This window comes from Brenneria sp. g21c3 (genome assembly GCF_040240345.1).
In the GTDB taxonomy this organism is placed as follows: domain Bacteria; phylum Pseudomonadota; class Gammaproteobacteria; order Enterobacterales; family Enterobacteriaceae; genus Brenneria.
The window spans coordinates 223306-244108 of the sequence record NZ_JBEIAB010000006.1 but is presented as its reverse complement, the minus strand read 5'-3'; the positions used below and the strand labels follow the sequence as shown (position 1 = coordinate 244108).

19 protein-coding genes and 1 other annotated feature are annotated in these 20803 nt (G+C 55.1%); of the genes, 10 read left to right on the top strand and 9 right to left on the bottom strand.

Features of this window, described 5'->3' with window-relative positions:
- Positions 1–37: 37 nt before the first annotated feature.
- The 6 genes from ABRZ28_RS12260 to ABRZ28_RS12235 form a co-directional block, all read right to left on the bottom strand.
- Positions 38–2317, bottom strand: coding sequence for a ComEC family protein (locus ABRZ28_RS12260; RefSeq protein WP_330520367.1), 2280 nt, complete (start codon positions 2315–2317; stop codon positions 38–40).
- 273 nt (positions 2318–2590) lie between these two features.
- Entirely contained in the window at positions 2591–2908 is a 318-nt protein-coding gene (gene tmaR / locus ABRZ28_RS12255) for a PTS system regulator TmaR (RefSeq protein ID WP_048639190.1), read from the bottom strand.
- Positions 2909–3008: 100 nt separating this feature from the next.
- Complete coding sequence (locus ABRZ28_RS12250; RefSeq protein ID WP_330520366.1) at positions 3009–3767, bottom strand: iron ABC transporter ATP-binding protein; 759 nt, start codon at positions 3765–3767, stop codon at positions 3009–3011.
- A complete protein-coding gene (locus ABRZ28_RS12245; protein WP_319602749.1) occupies positions 3764–4768 on the bottom strand; it encodes an iron chelate uptake ABC transporter family permease subunit in 1005 nt (334 codons plus the stop codon). The genes ABRZ28_RS12250 and ABRZ28_RS12245 overlap by 4 nt, the downstream gene beginning before the upstream one ends.
- A complete protein-coding gene (locus ABRZ28_RS12240) occupies positions 4758–5717 on the bottom strand; it encodes an ABC transporter permease (protein WP_319602750.1) in 960 nt (319 codons plus the stop codon). The genes ABRZ28_RS12245 and ABRZ28_RS12240 overlap by 11 nt, the downstream gene beginning before the upstream one ends.
- Before the next feature lie 21 nt (positions 5718–5738).
- Positions 5739–6692 (bottom strand): siderophore ABC transporter substrate-binding protein, encoded by a 954-nt coding sequence (locus ABRZ28_RS12235; protein ID WP_319602936.1) that lies wholly within the window; start codon positions 6690–6692, stop codon positions 5739–5741.
- A gap of 253 nt (positions 6693–6945) precedes the next feature.
- Between ABRZ28_RS12235 and sbcB the strand changes: the two genes are divergently transcribed.
- Positions 6946–8373: an exodeoxyribonuclease I gene (sbcB, locus tag ABRZ28_RS12230; RefSeq protein ID WP_330520394.1), complete on the top strand. Its 1428-nt coding sequence runs from the start codon at positions 6946–6948 to the stop codon at positions 8371–8373.
- A 58-nt stretch (positions 8374–8431) separates the two neighbouring features.
- Here sbcB and ABRZ28_RS12225 read toward each other — a convergent pair whose 3' ends face one another.
- The 3 genes from ABRZ28_RS12225 to ABRZ28_RS12215 all read right to left on the bottom strand — a co-directional run bounded on the left by ABRZ28_RS12225 (position 8432) and on the right by ABRZ28_RS12215 (position 12181).
- Positions 8432–9796, bottom strand: a complete 1365-nt coding sequence (locus ABRZ28_RS12225) for an APC family permease (protein WP_330520365.1) — start codon at positions 9794–9796, stop codon at positions 8432–8434.
- A gap of 524 nt (positions 9797–10320) precedes the next feature.
- Positions 10321–11076 carry a flagellar brake protein gene (locus tag ABRZ28_RS12220; protein ID WP_319602938.1) on the bottom strand — a complete coding sequence of 252 codons (756 nt, stop codon included), beginning with the start codon at positions 11074–11076 and terminating at the stop codon, positions 10321–10323.
- A 277-nt stretch (positions 11077–11353) separates the two neighbouring features.
- On the bottom strand, positions 11354–12181 hold the full coding sequence (locus ABRZ28_RS12215; RefSeq protein WP_319602939.1) for an SDR family oxidoreductase: 828 nt from the start codon (positions 12179–12181) through the stop codon (positions 11354–11356).
- A gap of 191 nt (positions 12182–12372) precedes the next feature.
- Positions 12373–12494: a sequence feature (His leader region), on the top strand.
- A 123-nt stretch (positions 12495–12617) separates the two neighbouring features.
- On the opposite strand from ABRZ28_RS12215, the gene hisG reads away from it, so the two are divergent.
- From hisG to ABRZ28_RS12170, 9 genes are all read left to right on the top strand, one after another.
- Positions 12618–13517, top strand: a complete 900-nt coding sequence (gene hisG, locus ABRZ28_RS12210) for an ATP phosphoribosyltransferase (RefSeq protein WP_319602752.1) — start codon at positions 12618–12620, stop codon at positions 13515–13517.
- Positions 13518–13522: 5 nt separating this feature from the next.
- Positions 13523–14848 carry a histidinol dehydrogenase gene (hisD, locus tag ABRZ28_RS12205; protein WP_319602753.1) on the top strand — a complete coding sequence of 442 codons (1326 nt, stop codon included), beginning with the start codon at positions 13523–13525 and terminating at the stop codon, positions 14846–14848.
- Entirely contained in the window at positions 14845–15915 is a 1071-nt protein-coding gene (gene hisC / locus ABRZ28_RS12200) for a histidinol-phosphate transaminase (RefSeq protein ID WP_319602754.1), read from the top strand. The genes hisD and hisC overlap by 4 nt, the downstream gene beginning before the upstream one ends.
- Positions 15916–15930: 15 nt before the next feature.
- Entirely contained in the window at positions 15931–16998 is a 1068-nt protein-coding gene (gene hisB / locus ABRZ28_RS12195) for a bifunctional histidinol-phosphatase/imidazoleglycerol-phosphate dehydratase HisB (RefSeq protein ID WP_319602755.1), read from the top strand.
- Positions 16998–17588, top strand: coding sequence for an imidazole glycerol phosphate synthase subunit HisH (gene hisH / locus ABRZ28_RS12190; RefSeq protein WP_319602756.1), 591 nt, complete (start codon positions 16998–17000; stop codon positions 17586–17588). The genes hisB and hisH overlap by 1 nt, the downstream gene beginning before the upstream one ends.
- A gap of 6 nt (positions 17589–17594) precedes the next feature.
- On the top strand, positions 17595–18332 hold the full coding sequence (gene hisA, locus ABRZ28_RS12185) for a 1-(5-phosphoribosyl)-5-[(5-phosphoribosylamino)methylideneamino]imidazole-4-carboxamide isomerase (RefSeq protein WP_330520364.1): 738 nt from the start codon (positions 17595–17597) through the stop codon (positions 18330–18332).
- Positions 18314–19090 (top strand): imidazole glycerol phosphate synthase subunit HisF, encoded by a 777-nt coding sequence (gene hisF, locus ABRZ28_RS12180; protein ID WP_319602758.1) that lies wholly within the window; start codon positions 18314–18316, stop codon positions 19088–19090. The genes hisA and hisF overlap by 19 nt, the downstream gene beginning before the upstream one ends.
- Positions 19091–19101: 11 nt before the next feature.
- On the top strand, positions 19102–19713 hold the full coding sequence (gene hisIE / locus ABRZ28_RS12175) for a bifunctional phosphoribosyl-AMP cyclohydrolase/phosphoribosyl-ATP diphosphatase HisIE (protein WP_319602940.1): 612 nt from the start codon (positions 19102–19104) through the stop codon (positions 19711–19713).
- 294 nt (positions 19714–20007) lie between these two features.
- Entirely contained in the window at positions 20008–20760 is a 753-nt protein-coding gene (locus ABRZ28_RS12170) for an IclR family transcriptional regulator (protein ID WP_319602759.1), read from the top strand.
- Positions 20761–20803 lie beyond the last annotated feature (43 nt).

The window sequence follows — 20803 nt, the reverse complement described above, 5'->3', positions numbered from 1 at the left end:
GCAATAAACCTGAGCCAATAAGAAATAGCCGCCTATTTTACTCATTATCCCGCTTTACGCCAAACCACTGATGATACCAGCGGGGCGATATTTGCTCCCTGAAACGTATTATGCGCCAGTAATCGTTGAAAAAACGCGCGCTCAGCTGTCCCGACGTCGCCGTATCCAGCCACTCATAGCCATAGCGGCGATAGCGCGCCACTACTTTTGCCGCCGGCAGTCGCCACGGATTATAACGCGCGTTGGAAGAGACAATGCCCCCGGCATTCACCGCCCGGATAAACGGCGGCGAAGACGACGTGCCGCTGCCGTGATGGGGAATTTGTAACAAATCAGCAGTCAACGCATTTCTCTGCCCTTTCACCAGCGTTTGCTCCGCCGCCGACTCGATATCGCCGGTCAATAACACGCGATATTTGCCATCATCGATGCGAATCACGCAGGAATCGTTATTCTCCGCTCTGACCACCAGCGATTCCGGCCACAATACCGTGAATGTCAGGCCTTGCCAAACCCAAACCTCGCCGCGCCGACAGGGATAATGGCCGGCCTGTTGGAAAGAGCTGAATATTTCCGCGGCCGGAAATACCGTTTTTAGCGTATCCAGACCGCCGACATGATCCATATGGCTGTGGCTGAGAATGATTTTTTCCACCGCTAACCCACGCCAACGCAGATAGGGCAAGATTTCCCGGCTCGCCATATCGCCGCCGTCCCAACGATTGCCGGTATCGTACACCAGGGCCTTGCCATTGCGCTCAACCACCACCGCCAGCCCGTGTCCGACATCCAGCATATCGACCCGCCAGTTCGGTTGTTCGTCTTTCACTCTGAAAACCAGCAGCAGCATGATGAGGCTGACGATGCTGACGGGATGACATCGCCACCAGGCAAAGCGCCAGATAACCACGCCCAGCCAGCCGGCAACGCTGCCGACCAGCAGGGAAGATTCGAGATCGACCCACCCGGCCTGCATCGATGCCAGCGGCGCAAACACGGCTCTCAACGAAACATCCGCCAGCCACCACAGCCCATAATCCAGATCGGCGATGTACATCAGGGGCAACGCCGACAGCACCAGCGGCGTGGTAATGAATGAAACGATGGGGATTGCCCACAGGTTGGCCGGCAGCGAAGTCAGACTGACGCCGTGAAACATGCCGAGTTGCAGCGGCATCAACAGCAGCGTCATTCCCGCTTGCAAATGCAGCCAACGCAGCCAGCACCAGTAAACGCCGCGCTGACATCGTTGCGGCAATGGCGCCCACTGAAACCAGAAAATCAGTGAAGCGACGGCAAGGCAGGAAAGCCAAAAGCTGTCTGACAAAACGCTGAGGGGATCGCAGAGCAAAATAAGCGCGATACACCATAGCCACACCTGCCACGGCGCGCATATCACGCCTTTCGCCCGCAGCAGGATCCATACGCTGAGCGCCAGCGCCGCTCTGACCGCCGGCGGATTGCCCCCGGCAAGCCACACATACGCCCAAGACATCAGCCAACTGATCAATAACGGGAAGCGATGGCCAATCGCCCGCGCCGGCAGAAAATACTGGATTGCCCTTGCGATACCCCAGCCAAAGAGCGCGGCAAGGGCGATATGCAGACCGGAGATCGCCATCAGGTGCATGGTGCCGGTTTTCTGAAGCAGGATTTTGCTTTCCGGGCTGACGATTTTCATTTCGCCGAACGCCAGCGCCAACAGGATAGCGCGCCACGGCAGCGCCGTTATCCGCTGTTCCGCATGAGAAATGATGCGCTGGCGCAGATCGCAGGATGAATCGATAACCTGGGCGGAGGCAATCCGGCCGGATAGCGGCTGGCGCTTCGCGACGGCCCAGCGCTGGCTGTCAAATCCGCCCTCATTCAGGCGGCTGTGTACGGGACGGAAACCGGCGACGATCCGCCAGCGTTGTCCGCCGCACCAGTCCCGCATTTCATGTGACAACGTCACTCTGGCATAAAGCGGCGGAAAGACCCGGCGCTGGTTTATTTTTTCCAGTTTAACCATCGCCTGAGGCTCATCAACGCCGGCAAAGCGTATGCCGGCGATCGTCACTATCGCGTTGACCGGTTGCCGCGTCATCTGGTCGATGTGTTCGAGCAGCGTTTGCGCGCTTAATCCCGCCCAACAAAAGCCGAACAACGCAATCGCCGTGATGCGCACCCCATAGCGGCGGACGTTCAGCCCCATCGCCGCCGCCAGCAGCATCCCGCCCCACAGCATTCTTGACGACGGGAGCTGCGGCAGGATCAACAGCGGCAAAATACCGAGGATCGCGGCGACGGCAACGGCGCTTGCGGAGATTCTATTCATGTAGCGCAACGGCGGCACGGCCCTTTCAAGGTTCGGATGAGTTATCTTGCTACATCATCGGCTTTCCGTGCGGGGGTAAAATCTCTCGCTGGAAGGCGTTACGCAATAAAAACGAGCGGTTTCAGTCATCGGGCAGAGAGCATGCGCAGCGGCTCTGATGCTTGTCGATAAACGGATGCCGTCAGGGAAGCGGCGGAAAAATATCTGGCGGAGAAACAAAAAGGGACCGCCTGTGCGATCCCTGACTGTATGGCGGCAATATTACCGTCTGGGTTATTTCACTTCACCCATGGCTTTCAATTTCTTGGACAATTCGCGACGCTCTTTCGACAGGTCGGCGTTTTTAATGATGTAATCGTCGACGCGATCTTCATAATCGCTGCGCATGCTGGCGATGATCCCCTGAATATCTTCAATGCTCATCCCCGGCTTAATGTAGTCGCTCAGGTTATCAAGCAGTAAAACACGCTTCTGGTTATCACGAATTTTCTTTTCGTTATCAATAATTTCACGCTGTAGTTTATTTTTACGACGGAACATGCGAACAAACTCCAGTACATCCTGGAAACAAGGCTTAGTATCCTTATCCATTTTTCTACCCTTACTTAAGTCAAACACAGATTTCGATATATGCTAACCATACAGGTTAGCAGCTATCTGCGACAAGATGGTTTTATTCGGAATCCATTAATTACCGATAATACACGGCAATGCGCTGATTATGAACCTGTTCGATCGCGACCTGCGTGTCGAAAATATCTTCAAGCACCGTGGAAACCATGATTTCTTCCGGCGTGCCGTTATAGATAATTTGTCCCTGACGCATGGCGATAATGTAGTCCGAATAGGCGGAAGCGAAATTGATATCGTGGATGACCAGCACGATGGTTTTGTTCAACTCATCCGCCGCGCGGCGAATTTGTTTCATCATGGCCACCGCGTGCTTCATGTCCAGATTATTGAGCGGTTCGTCCAGCAGCACATATTCCGTGTCCTGACACAGCACCATCGCGACGTAGGCGCGCTGTCGCTGACCGCCCGACAATTCATCCAGAAAACGATCTCTGAACTCCGTCAGATGGAGAAACGCCATCGCCGCCTCAATACGTTCGCGATCGTCGGCGTTCAGGCGCCCTTTGGTATAGGGATAGCGGCCGAATCCCACCAAATCGGCGACGGTTAACCGGCTGGTAAACTGGTTCTCCTGCCGCAATACCGACAGACAGGTCGCCAGCTTATCGCTGGGCGTCGTCGTCACATCCATGCCGTTGACGCTGACCCGCCCCCGATCGGCCGCCAATAAACGGCTGATGATGGATAAAAGCGTCGATTTTCCTGCGCCGTTAGGACCGATAATTGAAGTCACGCCCCCGCGGGGAATGGTGGCCGTCACCTCTTTCAGTACCGCCACATTATTGTACGTTTTAGTTACATCGCTGATTTCAATCACAGGGAAACCTTCCTAAGCAACAACAGAATAAACAGTGAACCACCGATAAACTCAATGACGACGGACAACGCGCCGGACATATGCAGCAGATGCTCAAGCACCAGTTGTCCGCCGACCAGCGCGATAATGCCCAGCAGAAACGCCGCGGGCAGCAAAAAGCGATGCTGGCTGGAACCGATAATCAGATACGCCAGATTGGCCACCATGAAGCCCAGAAAGGTCAACGGCCCGACCAGCGCCGTCGAGATGGCGACTAATACCGAGACTAAAAGTAAAATCACCGTCAGGCTGCGTTTGTAATTCATCCCCAGATTAATGGCGGTATTGCGCCCGAGCGCCAACACATCGAACTGGAAACGCATACGCCAGATCACGATGCCGACGACCGCCGAGATCGCAACCGAAAGCCCAATCAATTCAGGGGCGGCACGGGTAAAGGTGGCGAACATTCTCCCCTGCAAAATGGCGAATTCACTGGGCTCCAATAACCGTTGCATCAGGTTGGCGATACTGCGAAACAGCGTGCCGCAGATAATGCCCACCAACAGCACCAGATGCAGATTGTTGCGGTTACCGGTGAATAACCAGCGATATAGCACCGCGGAAAACAACACCATAAGCAGCGTTTCCAGAAAAAACTTCCCCTGAACGCCCAGATCGGGTACGCCCTGTGAGCCGAAAACGAAAATCATGGCGGTTTGAATCAAAATAAATAGCGCTTCGAATCCCATAATCGAAGGCGTCAGGATGCGGTTATTGGTGACCGTCTGAAACAACACGGTCGATACGCTGGCGGCAAACGCCACCAATAGCATGGTGGCCAGCACCCATCCTCGATGCGTCAGGATGTAGCGCAGATTGCTGCCGAGGTTGATGGTCATAAAGATCGCCATCGCGCCCAGCGCCAACAGGCAAAGCAGCAATAAACGCGCGCGGGAGGAGAGTCCAGGTCGCGTGGCGGTCGTGATCGGCGCGGCCGAATTCGCTTTGTTAACTGACATGGCGTTTTTTACTTAACAGCAGGAGAAGAAAAACAACAGCCCCGATAACACCCAGAATGACGCTGGCCGGTATCTCAAAAGGATACCGAATCACCCGGCCGATGATGTCGCACAGCAGGACCAAGCCTCCACCCAGCAGGCAAACCCACGGAATGGTTTTACGCACGTTATCACCCAATAACATGCTGATAAGATTAGGAACAATAAGACCGAGAAAAGGCAGCGCCCCGACCACAACGACCACCACGCCGCTGATGACCGCGACGATCGACAGCCCCATCAGCATAACCTGCCGATAGTTAAGTCCGACGTTGACCGAGAATTCCCGTCCCATTCCCGCCACGGTAAAGCGGTCGGCGATCCAGCAGGCGGCCAGCGTCAGGCAACCGACCAGCCATAGCAGTTCATAACGCCCCTGCAAGATGCCGGAAAAATCCCCGGACTCCCAACTGCCAAGCGCCTGCAACAAATCGTAATACATGGCGCCGAAGGTGGTGATCGCGCTGATAACCGCGCCCAGCATGATGCCCACCAGCGGCACGACCAGCGCGGATTTCAGCACAATGCGTCTCAGCAGCAGCATGAACAATAGCGTACCGGCCAACGCAAACAGACTGGCGACCACCATTTTGACAAACACCGGGGCTGACGGCGCCAGCACCATCACGACCAACAGCCCCAATCCCGCCGACTGGGTCGTACCGGCCAGCGACGGCTCCACAAAACGGTTTTGGGTCAGCAGTTGCATGATCAAACCGGCCACGCTCATGGCGCTTCCCGCCAACAGCAAGGCCAGCGTTCGGGGTACGCGGCTGATAAAGAAAATATCGCGCATGGCCTGATCGGTCCAGACCGCCTGTAGGCTTACGCGGCCGGCGCCCAGAAAGAGGCTGGCGACGATCATCGCCGCCAGCAGTATGATGCCAAGCGAAAAATAGAGAGATTTCATTATTCCTGCCACAATCCGCCGCTATTTTTTATCCAATGCGTTATTCACATCCGCAATCAGATTTTTATAACTTTGCAGCCCGGCTGAAATATAAATCGAGGTGGAATCCAGATAGACAATATGGTTTTGTTGCCAGGCGTTGGTTTTATGAATCAGCGGATTATCCAGCACCTGCCGTGCCGACTCGCCGTCGGCGCCCGCCCGCCCGATGGCGTTATCGCGATCCAGCACAAACAGCCACTCGGGGTTCACGCTGAGTAAAAATTCCGAGGTCACGACATTCCCATGTCGCCCGACGCCCGCGTCAGGAAACTCTGCGGCGGGTTTAAATCCCAGTTCGTCAAAGATAAAGCCAAAGCGGGAACCCGGACCGTAGGCCGACATTTTTCCGCCAGAGACCATCAGCACCAGCGCAGGCCCGGCATTGGCGGCTTTTTCCCGGGTCTGGGCGATCTGCTGTTTAAACGCCGCCAACTGCGTCTTTGCCTCTTCCTCTTTACCGAAGATCGATCCCAGTTGCTCCACCCGCTGGCTAAAACTGGTCATAAACTGTTTTGCATCAACGTTCAGCGAGATGGTGGGCGCAATGCCGCTCAACTTGTCGTAAGCGTCGGTGGCGCGCCCGCCGGCGATGATCAGATCGGGCTTGGCGCTACTCAGCGCTTCATAATCAGGTTCAAACAGGGTGCCGGCATTGAGATATTCGCTGCCCCGGTATTTAGCCAGATATTCAGGGAGGTGCGAGCTGGTCTGCGGCACGCCGGCGACATCGATTTTCAGGGCATCCATCGTATCCAAAATGGCCGGGTCGAGAACAATGACTTTTTGCGGATGCAGCGGCACCTGAGTGGTTCCCTGCGCATGCTCAATACTTATCGTTTTCGCGCTTTCCGTTGATGAAACCGACTGATCGCAACCAGACAGCGCAAATATTGACGCCAAAAATGTCGTTCTCACCGCAAAAGCCACGTTCATCTGCATTATTTTTTCTCCCAGTGGTTATCATCCAGAATAAAACGCCAGACAATAAACAACTTAATTATCATTCGCATTCAAAGGAAATAATTGTAACCGAGGATAATGCGCCTGCCTAGCAATTACGCTGGTAAGGAATTTGACCTGCGTCAGGAAAGCGCCACAGAAAACGGATTCAATGATATCCTTGACGTTTACCAACTGGTTGCTGCCGAACCCGGCGCGCAGAACAAACATGCAGCTCAATGTCACTATGGCCGATAAAACACAACCCACGTTTTTTATTCATGATTATGAAACTTTCGGTAAACATCCGGCCCGCGACCGGCCCGCGCAGTTTGCCGGGGTACGAACCGATATGGACTTCAATATCATCGGCGAACCGCTGGTCGTCTATTGCAAACCCACGGATGATTATCTGCCGGAACCGGAAGCGGTCATGATAACAGGGATCACGCCGCAGGCCGCCCTGGCCAAAGGCGTGAATGAAGCTGAATTCGCCCGCCGGATTCATGCGGCGTTCAGCGAGCCCGGCACCTGTATCATGGGCTACAACAATATCCGCTTCGATGATGAAGTCAGTCGTAATATTTTTTATCGTAATTTCTACGATCCCTATGCCTATAGCTGGCAGCATGGCAATTCGCGCTGGGATTTGCTGGATGCGCTGCGCGCCTGTTATGCGCTGCGGCCCGAGGGGATCGAATGGCCGGAAAATGATGAGGGGCTACCCAGTTTCCGTCTTGAGCATTTGACCAAGGCCAACGGCATCGCTCATGAACATGCGCATGACGCCATGTCTGATGTTTACGCCACCATCGCCATGGCAAAATTGCTGAAACAAGCGCAACCCAAACTTTTCGATTATTTGTTCCAGTTGCGCAATAAAAATAAAGTCAGCGCCCTGATCGATATTCCGCAAATGAAACCCCTGATGCACGTTTCCGGCATGTTCGGCGCGGCCAGAGGCAACACCAGTTGGGTGGCGCCGCTGGCATGGCATCCGGATAATCGCAACGCCGTCATCATGTGCGATCTGGCCGGCGACATGACTCCCCTGCTGGAACTGGATGCCGACGCATTGCGCGAACGTCTGTATACCCGCCGGGATCGACTGACGGAAAATCAAAGCGCCGTTCCCATCAAGCTGGTGCATATCAATAAGTGTCCGGTGCTTGCGCCCGCCAGCACGCTGCGGCCCGAAGACGCGCTGCGGCTGGGTATCGATCGTCAGCATTGTCTGGATAATCTGACGCTGCTGCGTCAAAACAGTCAGATCAGAGAAAAAGTCGTGGCGCTGTTTGCCGACGCGCCGGCTTTTGCCGCTCCCGACGATGTCGATTTGCGGATTTATGACGGTTTTTTCGGCGACGCCGACCGTATGGCGATGAAAATCATTCAGGAAACCGCGCCGCAGAACCTGCCGGCGTTGGATCTGAAGTTTGTGGACGATCGGCTGGAGCCGTTGCTGTTCCGCTATCGCGCCCGCAATTATCCCAACACGCTGGACGACGGCGAACAGCAGCGCTGGTTACAACATCGGCGGGAAGTTTTTACCGGCGAACGTTTACAGGATTACTTCGCAGAGCTGGATGCGCTGTATCAGCGCTATGAAGGCGATAAGCAAAAGACCGATCTGCTTAAAGCGCTTTTTGCCTATGCGCAAGAACTGGCGAATTGATCTTTCGTCAAAAAGCGGAGAATAATGTCTCCGCTTTCCAACTAGCCTACTGCGATGTTTAAACCGGATCTTCGCTACACTGCGGCACCGGCTGGCGGAAACTGCGCGTCACGAACGCCAGATAAAGCAAGCCAATCGCAGCCCAAATCAGGCCAAGCGTCATTGAGCTTTTTTCCAGATTGACCCACAGCGCGCCGACGGTCAGCGCCCCCAGCACCGGTAAGATAAGGTAGCTGAATGTCTCTTTCAGCGTCCGATTGCGGCGTTCGCGAATATAAAACTGTGATATTACCGACAGATTCACAAAGGTAAACGCCACCAGCGCGCCAAAATTAATCAGCGCGGTTGCCGTGTCCAGTTCGAAAGAGACGGCGGACAGCGCGATCGCGCCGACCAGCAACACATTCAGCGACGGCGTATGCCATTTCGGATGGATGTAGCCAAAGAAGCGCTCGGGGAAAACCCCGTCGCGCCCCATAACGTACATCAGACGCGACACCCCGGCATGCGCCGCCATACCTGACGCCAGAACCGTCACGCAGGAGAATACCAAAATGATTGACTGGAAAAATTTGCCAGCGACGTACAGCATAATTTCCGGCTGCGAGGCTTCCGGCTCTTTAAAGCGGGAGATATCCGGGAAATAAAGCTGTAAGAAGTAGGAGACGACGATAAAAATCACGCCGCCGATTAACGCCGTAAGAAAAATCGCTTTCGGAATGACGCGGCCCGCATCTTTCGTTTCCTCCGACAGCGAACTGATGCCGTCAAAACCCAGAAAAGAGAAACAGAGTATTGTCGCCCCGGTTATCATCGGCACGACGTGCGCATTGTCAGACCAGAAAGGTTTGGCGCTCACCAGCGTCCCGCTCCCCTCGCCCTGAGAAACCCCGTGGATCACCAGTCCCAGAAACACCGCCATAATCGCCACCTGAACAACCACGATGATTGAATTCAGGTTGGCGACAACCTTGATGCCGCGCAGATTAAACAGCGTCATCAGCCCAACCAGCGCCGCGACGAAAATCCAGGACGGTACGCCGGGGAAAATCGCGGCGAGATAAATTTTCGCCAGCAGGATGTTTATCATCGGCATAAACAGATAATCCAGCAACGACGACCAGCCCACCATAAAACCAATATGGGGGCTGATGGCTTTCTGGGCATAGGTATACGCCGAACCGGCGGACGGGAAACGACGAACCAATTTACCGTAGCTCAATGCGGTAAACAAAATACCGGCTAACGCAAAGGCATAGGCGGTGGCGACATGTCCGTCGGTCAACCCTGAAACGATGCCGAAGGTGTCAAAAATCGTCATCGGTTGCAAATAAGCCAGCCCCATCATGACCACCGGCCATAACGTGAGGTTTTTACTTAATTGAGCGCGAGCCGAGAATGAAACGCGAGTATCAAGCGACATGGCTTACCTCCCCTTTACCCATGACCGATGCGCGAGCCGTCATACATACGGCGCGACATTGTCTGGACGGGGAAGAGATAAACCTCGAATAACTGGAACAGGCTACGCCTGGATAACGATGAGATGAGATTGCTGAAACCATGCCAGACAGACATGACGACCGGTGAATAGCGCCATAATCAATGCTTTTGCCGCACAAGCCGGCGGGCACCGGCACGAAATTTACTGATTGCCCCATTTTTACTTTCCTCACCGTGGCTCACTGGCACACACAAGCAGAATTATCTATCCGGATCGTTATCCGGCCTCTTCGTTGTAGACATAAATGCAAAAAAATAACCGACGCGATTAGGCGTCGGTTATTTTGCAAGGCGCGTATTCTGCACCAGTCCCCCCCGTCTGACAAGATTTGGCGAGACCTGATGCCGATTTTATTGTCTATCGCATTATTATCGCCGGTTTTATGCCCGCTCGGTCTCGCTCGCGCAACCGGTTATGCTATCGGCACGACAACGGGAAAATAATCACAGATCCTGAAATTTTTTCTTCTTCTCAATCTGTAATCTTTCAAGCTCGAAAATAACCTGTTGCAAATCACGCTCCTGGGCGGCGGACAGCGACGGAAATTGGAAACTCAAGCGCTGAGTGATCTTCACGTCGCCTTTATTATCAAGGTCTTTAATCGTCGACTGACCGACAAACTGCAAATCCAGGCGGAAATTGCCATAATCATTAAGATCCATCTCCACATCCCGGATGAGGTCTCCCGCGGTTAACAGGCCATTGACGTCCCGATCGGTACACAGGCTTAACCCGCCCAGCGAGAGATCCTTAATCGTGAATTGAAACTCGCTGTCGTCCGGAAGCTCGCCCCGGCACAACAGCGGCGGCCAAAACGGCGTGTTGATGCGGAAATAGCTTCTGCGTTGAATAAGATAAAGCTGTGCGGGAATATAAGCACTGAAAGCCGGTAGTCCCTGGAAATCAATGGTTTTAATAATCTCTGCTTTAAACTCGACCCTTGCCCCGGCCGGTTCGGCGATAAACGCCAGCATTCCCGCTTCCGATGCCCGACTACTTTCCTGCTCGATGCCGCCGAGATCAAAAATAAAAACATCGTTGTCGGGTAATACGTCAAGAATTTTACTGATGAACTGTCCACGGGAATGATGGACCATGACGGTTGTGTCATTTTTCTTTAATTCACGTAGCGTGGCACAAATAGCCAGTTTATTACGCTTTACAAACTGCTCTTTCAAATTTTCATCCACAACTGTTATCTCCACCATGCAGCCAATGATTTATTCCGGCCATCTTGCAAATCATCGGCGTCCCTAAATGACTGGCTTTGCCCAATAGGACGCGCAGCAAACCGTTCCGCTATTGGATTTATCTCCCTGCGGCAGCGAAATCAAATAATACAGGTCCTCCAGACGGTATCGGCAGCGCCGCATCCAATTTTAGGCTAACTGCGCAGAAAAAATATTTTAACGAGACGATACAGAGATAAGGCCATACGACGAAGGTCGGATAATCAGGGCCGCGCGCCGCCGGAGGTCACTCCAGCGGCATGGTCATCGGGTCCGGATACTGATATTCAAAACCGAGTTCGCGACAGATGCGTTGCCCATCGACCAAACGTCCTGCCGATTCATCGTGTTCCGCGGCAAACTGCGGCGGCGTTAAATTCAATTTACGCGCCTGGCTGGAATAATAATCCTGTTTGGCGGGATGTTCCGGCGCGCACAAATTATACAGGTGTCCGCCGCCCGGCAGTTTTAACAATAACTGGATTGCCGACAGCACATCTTCCTGATGAACCAGATTGACGCCAAGTCCGCCTCCGCTCAGCCCGGTTTTCCCCGCCAGAAAGCGGCCCGGATGGCGATCGATGCCCACAAGTCCCGCCAGCCGCAGGATGTCCACCGAGGTATCGGGTAAATGCTGTAGCCACTGTTCAATCGACATCAAAACCTTGCCGGCGACCGATACCGGTTGCAGCGGCGAATTTTCCCGCACCGTGCCGGTGGTCTCGCCATATACGGATGTCGAGCTGGTGAAGATAATTCTCGGCACATGAAAAACCCGCGCCGAATTCACCAGCGCCTGTATCGCCAGAACGTAATTATCGCCCCCTTGCGCCGTGCGGCTGGCGGGCAGCGTGATCACCAACGCATCAACCTGCAATAAGGCGTTTAACGCCTCCGCGTCACATTCCAGTTCCGGCGTCAGTCGGAGCGGATAGCATTCAATCCCGCTCAGACGAGCCGCCTCAACGCCGTCGATCGTCGTTTTACTGCCCACGACCCGATAGCCGTGTCCGTTCAGCGCCAATGCCAGCGGCATCCCCAACCAACCCAGACCGATAATCGCTACTTTTTTCATCATTAGCTCTCCCACATCCGCCGCATAATACATTTTACACCCACAGTCTGCGGCGCTCCACCCGCCCCATCGAGCGATGAAATGTAAAAAAGAGTTGCGCTGATACCCGCACATGGTTTAGGTTATTCGCCAGACAGTGAATATATTGATGCAGCCAAGAGATATTTTATGACCAACGTTCTGTTTAACCACCATCATCACCATCACCCTGACTAGTCTTTCAGGCGATTGGTGCTGGAAGACGTTTTAATCTTCCAGTGGCGCAGAACGCAAAGAGAGCCCTCGGAAGATTGACTTCCGAGGGTTTTTTTATGGCGCGCGTTCCCGGCGCGCCACCCTGCGGGCCGTTACCATGCAACGTTAAAAAACGTTCCCGACGTTTTTTTATGGCCCTACTTTTAAGTAGCTTTTAATTTGACAGGTTAATGAGGTTTCCATGCTGGACAAAACACGTTTACGGATAGCAATGCAGAAGTCAGGTCGTCTGAGCGATGATTCACGAGAACTGCTGGCGCGCTGTGGTATTAAAATCAACTTACATCAACAGCGTCTCATCGCATTCGCCGAAAACATGCCTATCGATATTCTGCGCGTTCGTGATGATGATATTCCGGGGCTGGTAATGGACGGCGTGGTTGATTTGGGGATCATCGGCGAAAACGTACTGGAGGAAGAACTGCTCAACCGCCGGGCGCAAGGCGAAGATCCGCGCTACTTTACGCTGCGTCGTCTGGACTTCGGCGGCTGTCGTTTATCCATGGCGGTGCCGCTGGACGAAGCATATAGCGGACCGGAATGCCTGAAAGACAAACGAATCGCCACCTCCTACCCGCATCTGCTTAAACAATACCTCGACAAAAAAGATATCAACTTCAAATCCTGCCTGCTGAATGGTTCCGTCGAAGTCGCGCCGCGCGCCGGTCTGGCCGATGCGATTTGCGATCTGGTTTCCACCGGGGCGACGCTGGAAGCGAACGGCCTGCGCGAAGTTGAGGTCATCTACCGTTCCAAAGCCTGTCTGATCCAGCGCGACGGTGAAATGCCGGCGGAAAAACAGCAGCTAATCGATAAATTACTGACCCGTATGCAGGGCGTGATTCAGGCTCGCGAATCCAAATACATTATGCTGCACGCGCCTAGCGAACGTCTGGATGAAGTGGTTGCCCTGCTGCCGGGCGCGGAACGCCCCACCATCCTGCCGTTGGCCGGCGACCAGAGCCGCGTCGCCATGCACATGGTCAGCAGCGAAACCCTGTTCTGGGAAACCATGGAAAAACTGAAATCGCTCGGCGCCAGCTCTATTCTGGTATTGCCGATTGAAAAAATGATGGAGTGATAGCAATGGCAGACAGCAACACGCTAAACAGCTTTAATACCATTATCGACTGGCAGACTTGCTCCGCGCAGGAACAGCGCCGGTTACTGACTCGCCCGGCAATTTCGGCATCGGATCGCATCACCCGGATCGTCGAAGATATCCTGGCCGGCGTAAAAAGCCGTGGCGATAGCGCCCTGCGTGAATACAGCGCTCAGTTTGATAAAGTGCAGGTTGATAAGATTCGCGTCAGCCCGGAAGAAATCGCCGCCGCGTCCGAACGTCTGGACGACGAGGTAAAACAGGCGATGGCGACGGCGGTGCGTAATATTGAAACGTTTCACAATGCGCAGCGGCTGCCGACGGTCGATGTGGAAACACAGCCGGGCGTGCGCTGCCAGCAGTTGACCCGGCCGATCGCCACCGTCGGATTATATATCCCCGGCGGATCCGCCCCGCTGCCTTCAACGGTATTAATGCTGGGTACGCCGGCGCGTATCGCCGGCTGCAAACGTGTTGTACTGTGTTCGCCTCCCCCCATCGCCGATGAAATTCTCTATGCGGCGCAGCTGTGCGGCATTCAGGAAGTGTTCCAGTTGGGCGGCGCCCAGGCGATCGCCGCGCTGGCCTTCGGCAGCGAAAGCGTACCCAAGGTCGATAAAATTTTCGGCCCCGGCAATGCCTACGTCACCGAAGCCAAACGTCAGGTCAGTCAGGATCTGGCCGGCGCGGCGATTGATATGCCCGCCGGCCCGTCAGAAGTGCTGGTGATCGCCGACAGCGGCGCCACCCCGGCATTCGTTGCCGCCGATCTGCTTTCCCAGGCGGAACACGGCCCCGACTCGCAGGTTATTTTGCTGACGCCGGATGCGACGCTGGCCAAAGCCGTCGCCGACGCGGTAGAACAACAGCTTCAACTGCTTTCCCGCGCCGATATCGCCCGTCAGGCGCTGTCCGGCAGCCGGGTGATTGTGGCGCGCGATCTGGCGCAATGTATTGAAATCAGTAACCGCTACGGGCCGGAACACCTGATTATTCAGACTCGCGATGCGGAAAAATGGGTCGATCAGATTACCAGCGCCGGTTCAGTCTTTCTCGGCGACTGGTCGCCGGAATCCGCCGGCGATTACGCTTCCGGCACCAACCACGTTCTGCCGACTTACGGTTACACGGCGACATACTCCAGTCTGGGGCTGGCCGATTTCCAGAAGCGCATGACGGTGCAACAGTTGACGCCGCAAGGGTTGCTGCAACTGGCGCCCACCATCGAAACGCTGGCGCAGGCCGAGCAACTCACCGCCCACAAAAATGCGGTCACCCTGCGTGTCGCCGCATTGAAGGAGCAAGCATGAGCATTGAAAAGCTGGCTCGCGCCAACGTACGCGCGCTGACGCCCTATCAGTCGGCCCGCCGTCTGGGCGGCAGCGGCGATGTGTGGTTAAACGCCAATGAATATCCACAGGCGCCTGAGTATCAACTGACGCTTTCCACCTTGAACCGTTACCCGGAATGCCAACCGCGGCTGGTGATTGACCGCTATGCCGACTATGCCGGGCTGCCGCGGGAACAGGTTCTGGTCAGTCGCGGCGCGGACGAAGGTATTGAGTTGCTGATCCGCGCGTTTTGCGAGCCGGGCAAAGACGCCATTCTGTTCTGCCCGCCGACCTACGGCATGTACGCGGTCAGCGCCGAAACCTTCGGCGTGGAGCGGCGTACGGCGCAGAGTACCGAAGACTGGCAGTTGGACATGGCGTCCATCGAACAACAGTTGGACGGCGTGAAGCTGGTGTATGTTTGCAGCCCGAACAACCCAACCGGCAATCTGGTGAAACAGGAAGACCTGCGTCGCCTGCTGGATTTGACGCAGGGCAAGGCGCTGGTCGTCGTCGACGAGGCCTATATCGAGTTCAGCCCGCAATCTTCCACCATCGGCTGGCTGTCGGACTATCCTCATCTGGTCATTCTGCGCACCTTGTCAAAAGCCTTTGCGCTGGCCGGCCTGCGCTGCGGCTTTACGCTGGCGAATGCGGATGTCATCGCATTGCTGCTGAAGGTGATTGCGCCCTATCCGCTCTCTTTGCCGGTCGCCGATATCGCCGGTCAGGCGCTGAGCGCCCAGGGCATCGCCAAAATGCGCCGCAACGTGGCCGAGGTGCTGGAAAACCGCAGTTGGCTGGCCGAACGGTTAGCGCCGTTGGCGTGCGTGGAAACCGTGTTTCCCAGCGAAAGCAACTATCTGCTGGTGCGTTTTACGCCATCCAGTCAGGCGTTCAAGACGCTGTGGGATCAAGGCATCATTCTGCGCGATCAAAGCAAACAGCCCGGACTGGCCGATTGCTTACGCATCACCATCGGCACCCGTTATGAATGCGAACGCGTCATCGCCGCCTTGCAGTCATTGCCCGGTACCACCGCTTAATCCCAAGGAGCCAATGTGAGCCAGAAATACCTCTTTATCGACCGTGACGGAACATTGATTGCCGAGCCGCCTGAAGATTTTCAGGTTGATCGCCTGGATAAGCTGGCGTTTGAACCGGAGGTCATTCCGTCCCTGCTGGCGTTGCAAAAAGCGGGGTTCCGACTGGTGATGATCACCAATCAGGATGGACTCGGCACGGCCAGTTTCCCACAGGAAACCTTCGATCCGCCGCATAATCTGATGATGCAGATTTTCACTTCGCAAGGCGTTCGCTTTGAAAAAGTGCTGATCTGTCCGCACTTCCCGACCGACGACTGCGAATGCCGTAAACCGAAAACGGCGCTGGTTACGGAATATCTGCAAGCCGGCATTATCGATGCTGAAAACAGCTATGTGATCGGCGATCGGGAAACGGATCTGCAACTGGCCCAAAACATGGGCATTACCGGGTTGCGCTATCAGCGTGAAGGTTTGAACTGGAATACCATCACCAGCCAGTTGACGAAACGCAACCGCCACGCCCATGTCAGCCGCATCACGCGTGAAACCGCCATTGATGTCGACGTCTGGCTGGATCAGGAAGGCGGCAGCAAAATCAATACCGGCGTCGGCTTTTTCGATCACATGCTGGACCAAATCGCCACCCACGGCGGGTTTCGCATGAACATTGAAGTCAAAGGCGACCTGTATATCGACGATCACCATACGGTGGAAGATACCGCGCTGGCGCTGGGAGAAGCGCTAAGCAAAGCGTTGGGCGATAAACGCGGCATCGGTCGTTTCGGCTTCGTGCTGCCGATGGATGAGTGTCTGGCGCGCTGCGCGCTGGATATCTCCGGTCGGCCGCATCTGGAATATAAGGCTGAGTTCAACTATCAACGCGTGGGCGATCTGAGCACCGAAATGGTTGAACACTTCTTCCGCTCGCTCTCCTATGCCATGGCTTGTACCCTGCACCTGAAAACCAAAGGCCGTAACGACCACCATCGCGTCGAGAGTCTGTTTAAAGTCTTTGGCCGGGCGCTGCGGCAGGCGATCAAAGTTGAGGGCGATACTCTGCCGAGTTCAAAAGGAGTACTGTGATGAAGGTTGTCATTCTGGATACCGGCTGCGCCAACCTCTCCTCCGTCAACTATGCCGTCCAGCGTTTAGGCTATCAGCCGATCGTCAGCCGGGAGGCCGACGTCGTACTGCACGCCGATAAGCTGTTTTTACCCGGCGTCGGCACGGCGCAGGCGGCGATGGATCAGTTGGCCGAACGCGACCTGATCGATTTGATTAAAGCCTGCACCCAACCGGTGCTGGGCATCTGCCTCGGTATGCAACTGCTGGGAACGTCCAGTGACGAAAACGGCGGCGTCCCGACGTTGGGGATTGTCGATACCCCGGTCAAACTAATGAAAGAGCAGGGTTTGCCGCTGCCGCATATGGGCTGGAATCAGGTGCTGCCGCAAGCCGGACACCGCCTGTTTCGCGACATTGAAGACGACGCTTACTTCTATTTCGTCCATAGCTACGCCATGCCGGTCTGTCCGAACACGATTGCGCAGGCAAACTATGGCGAAGCGTTCACCGCCGCCGTGGAAAAAGACAATTTCTTCGGCGTGCAGTTTCACCCCGAACGTTCTGGCGCGGCCGGCGCGCAGTTGCTGAAAAACTTTCTGGAGATGTAAATCGTCATGATTATTCCCGCATTGGATCTGATTGACGGACAGGTTGTCCGTTTGCATCAGGGCGATTATGGACAACAGCGCCAGTACGGCAGCGATCCCCTGCCCCGGTTGCAGGATTACCAGCAGCAGGGCGCTCAGGTATTGCATTTGGTTGATCTGACCGGCGCGAAAGATCCCGCCGCGCGTCAGATTCCGCTGCTGAAAACGCTGCTGTCCGGCGTAAGCCGGCCGGTTCAGGTCGGCGGCGGCATCCGCACCGAGCAAGATGTGGAGGCGCTGCTGGACGCCGGCGCAACGCGCGTGGTCATTGGCTCCACGGCCGTCAAACAGCCGGAACGGGTACAACAATGGTTTACCCGCTATGGCGCCGACGCGCTGGTGCTGGCGCTGGACGTGCGCATCGATGCCGACGGCGTCAAACAGGTCGCCATCAGCGGCTGGCAGGAAAACTCGGAGGCCACGCTGGAACAGACCGTCGAGCAATACCTGTCGTTTGGTCTGAAGCACGTGCTGTGTACCGATATCTCGCGGGACGGCACGTTAAGCGGCTCGAATGTCGAACTCTACCGTGAAGTCTGCCAGCGCTACCCGCAGGTCGCCTTTCAGGCCTCCGGCGGCATCGGCAATCTGACGGATATCGCCAACTTGCGCGGTAGCGGCGTACAGGGCGTGATCGTCGGACGCGCGCTGCTGGAAGGTAAATTTAACGTAGCGGAGGCCATTTCATGCTGGCAAAACGGATAATTCCCTGTCTGGATGTACGTGACGGACAGGTCGTCAAAGGTGTACAGTTCCGCAACCATGAAATTATCGGCGACATCGTCCCGCTGGCGCAGCGCTACGCCCAGGAAGGCGCGGATGAACTGGTCTTTTACGATATCACCGCCTCATCCGACGGCCGCGTGGTCGATAAAAGCTGGGTATCGCGCGTGGCGGAAGTCATCGACATCCCCTTCTGCGTGGCCGGTGGCATAAAAAGCGTGGAAGAGGCCGGACAGATTCTGTCTTTCGGCGCGGATAAAATTTCCATCAACTCGCCGGCGCTGGCCGATCCTGATTTGATTAGCCGTCTGGCCGATCGTTACGGCGTACAGTGCATCGTGGTAGGGATTGATACCTGGCATGACGCGGCGACCGGCCGCTATCAGGTTAATCAATACACCGGCGATGAAACCCGCACCAAAGTCACGACCTGGGAAACCCTGGACTGGGTAAAAGAAGTACAAAAACGCGGCGCCGGAGAGATCGTTCTGAACATGATGAATCAGGACGGCGTACGCAACGGTTATGATTTAGATCAGTTAAAGCTGGTTCGGGAAGTATGCAAGGTTCCACTGATTGCTTCCGGCGGCGCTGGCACCATGGCGCATTTCCTGGCTGCCTTCCAGGATGCTCAGGTTGATGGTGCGCTCGCAGCGTCGGTTTTTCATAAGCAGATCATTAATATTGGTGAACTAAAACACTATCTTAAGCAACAAGGCGTGGAGATTCGGGTGTGTTAAGCGAACAGCGTATTTTAAACGACGAACAAAGAAACCAACTGGACTGGGAAAAAACCGACGGACTGATGCCCGTGGTTGTGCAACATGCTGTTTCCGGCGAAGTCCTGATGTTGGGTTATATGAATCAGGAAGCGCTGAAAGCGACCGAAGACAGCGGCAAAGTGACGTTTTTCTCTCGCACCAAACAGCGTTTATGGACCAAGGGAGAGACCTCCGGCAACTTCCTCAACGTCGTGTCTATCACGCCGGATTGCGATAACGACACCCTGCTTATTTTGGCCAACCCCATCGGCCCGACCTGTCACCTGGGCAAGAACAGCTGCTTCTCCCCGGCGGCCAGCGAATGGCTGTTCCTGTATGAGCTGGAACAACTGCTGGGCGAACGCAAAAGCGCCGATCCGGCCAGTTCTTATACCGCGCGTTTGTATGCCAGCGGCACGAAACGCATTGCCCAGAAGGTCGGTGAAGAAGGACTGGAAACCGCGCTGGCGGCGACCGTCCACGACCGCGAAGAATTGACCAATGAAGCCGCCGACCTGATGTACCACCTGTTGGTGTTATTGCAGGATCAGGATCTCTCGTTGGCGACCATCATTAATCGTTTGCGCGAACGCCACCAATAACCCTCTTGCGGGCGCTCTGTCGGCAGAGTGCCCTATTCCCCAGCCCCGATAGCCCTTGTTCATTTTCCCCTCCCGACTTGCGCCATACCAGTGCAGATAAGCGCCCAAAACAGGGCATGGCACTCTATTGGTGCGCATATCGAATGAGATTTTTCAGCCGAACAGACAAGCTGACCGCCCCCGGAATACCGTTTTTCATTAGCAATCAAACAATAATCACGCAAACCAAAATCGTGGCATAAAACCTGCTTTGTTCTATAAAAAGGAACTCGGTTCCATTTTATGAGACCCGTTATGAGCATATTAAATACCACCGCCGCCATCCTGAACTTAATGAGTCAACTCAAACGCGGCATTACCGCCAGTGACGTGATTACGCATTTACAACTGCCTAAAAGCACGACCTCCAGAGTGCTGAAGCAGCTGTGTGAAACCGGCTTTTTGAGCAAGGACTCACACAGCTCGACCTATAGCCCTGGATTAATGCTGCTGGAAGTGGCCTATCTGGCCCATCGCACCTCCTCCCTGACGGACGATATCGAACAGGCGCTGCGCGCGTTGTGTCTTTCGACCGGCCATACCGGCTACCTTTCGGTATTGGACGGGGCGGATATTCTGGTCTTGCGGGTTATTCCCGGTCGACACGCATTGCAGGTTATTACCCATCCCGGCACCCGCTCTCCTTCGTGGGCGACATCCACCGGGCGCTCGCTGCTTTCCCGCTACAGCGACCCGCAGCTACAGGCCTATTTTGCGGAAACGCTGGCGCCGGAAAGTAAAGAGCAGATCCCTTTCGATCGTCTTCAGGAACAGCTCCAGACGGTGAAGCAACAGCGCTGGTCTTCCGCGATTAACGAAGCGGTCTCCGGCACCGCCTCGATCAGTTGCTCGGTAAAAAATCCGCAAAGCGGCGAAGCCATCGCATTTTGCCTGACGTTTCCGGCCAGCATGGCGAATGTGCAGGAAATACAACAGCTAGCCAAACAGTTAACCAATGCGGCCATGTTGATTGGTAAAAAATATGGCGATCCGTACTGGCTACAGTAAGCCCGCGATAAAAGCGGGTTATTTAAACCTTAGGAGCGATATT

Coding starts and splice junctions, on each gene's coding strand:
- ABRZ28_RS12260 (WP_330520367.1), bottom strand. CDS start 2,317: ATGAATAGAATCTCCGCAAGCGCCGTTGCCGTCGCCGCGATCCTCGGT.
- tmaR (WP_048639190.1), bottom strand. CDS start 2,908: ATGGATAAGGATACTAAGCCTTGTTTCCAGGATGTACTGGAGTTTGTT.
- ABRZ28_RS12245 (WP_319602749.1), bottom strand. CDS start 4,768: ATGTCAGTTAACAAAGCGAATTCGGCCGCGCCGATCACGACCGCCACG.
- ABRZ28_RS12240 (WP_319602750.1), bottom strand. CDS start 5,717: ATGAAATCTCTCTATTTTTCGCTTGGCATCATACTGCTGGCGGCGATG.
- ABRZ28_RS12235 (WP_319602936.1), bottom strand. CDS start 6,692: ATGAACGTGGCTTTTGCGGTGAGAACGACATTTTTGGCGTCAATATTT.
- sbcB (WP_330520394.1), top strand. CDS start 6,946: ATGGCCGATAAAACACAACCCACGTTTTTTATTCATGATTATGAAACT.
- ABRZ28_RS12225 (WP_330520365.1), bottom strand. CDS start 9,796: ATGTCGCTTGATACTCGCGTTTCATTCTCGGCTCGCGCTCAATTAAGT.
- ABRZ28_RS12215 (WP_319602939.1), bottom strand. CDS start 12,181: ATGAAAAAAGTAGCGATTATCGGTCTGGGTTGGTTGGGGATGCCGCTG.
- hisG (WP_319602752.1), top strand. CDS start 12,618: ATGCTGGACAAAACACGTTTACGGATAGCAATGCAGAAGTCAGGTCGT.
- hisD (WP_319602753.1), top strand. CDS start 13,523: ATGGCAGACAGCAACACGCTAAACAGCTTTAATACCATTATCGACTGG.
- hisC (WP_319602754.1), top strand. CDS start 14,845: ATGAGCATTGAAAAGCTGGCTCGCGCCAACGTACGCGCGCTGACGCCC.
- hisH (WP_319602756.1), top strand. CDS start 16,998: ATGAAGGTTGTCATTCTGGATACCGGCTGCGCCAACCTCTCCTCCGTC.
- hisA (WP_330520364.1), top strand. CDS start 17,595: ATGATTATTCCCGCATTGGATCTGATTGACGGACAGGTTGTCCGTTTG.
- hisF (WP_319602758.1), top strand. CDS start 18,314: ATGCTGGCAAAACGGATAATTCCCTGTCTGGATGTACGTGACGGACAG.
- ABRZ28_RS12170 (WP_319602759.1), top strand. CDS start 20,008: ATGAGCATATTAAATACCACCGCCGCCATCCTGAACTTAATGAGTCAA.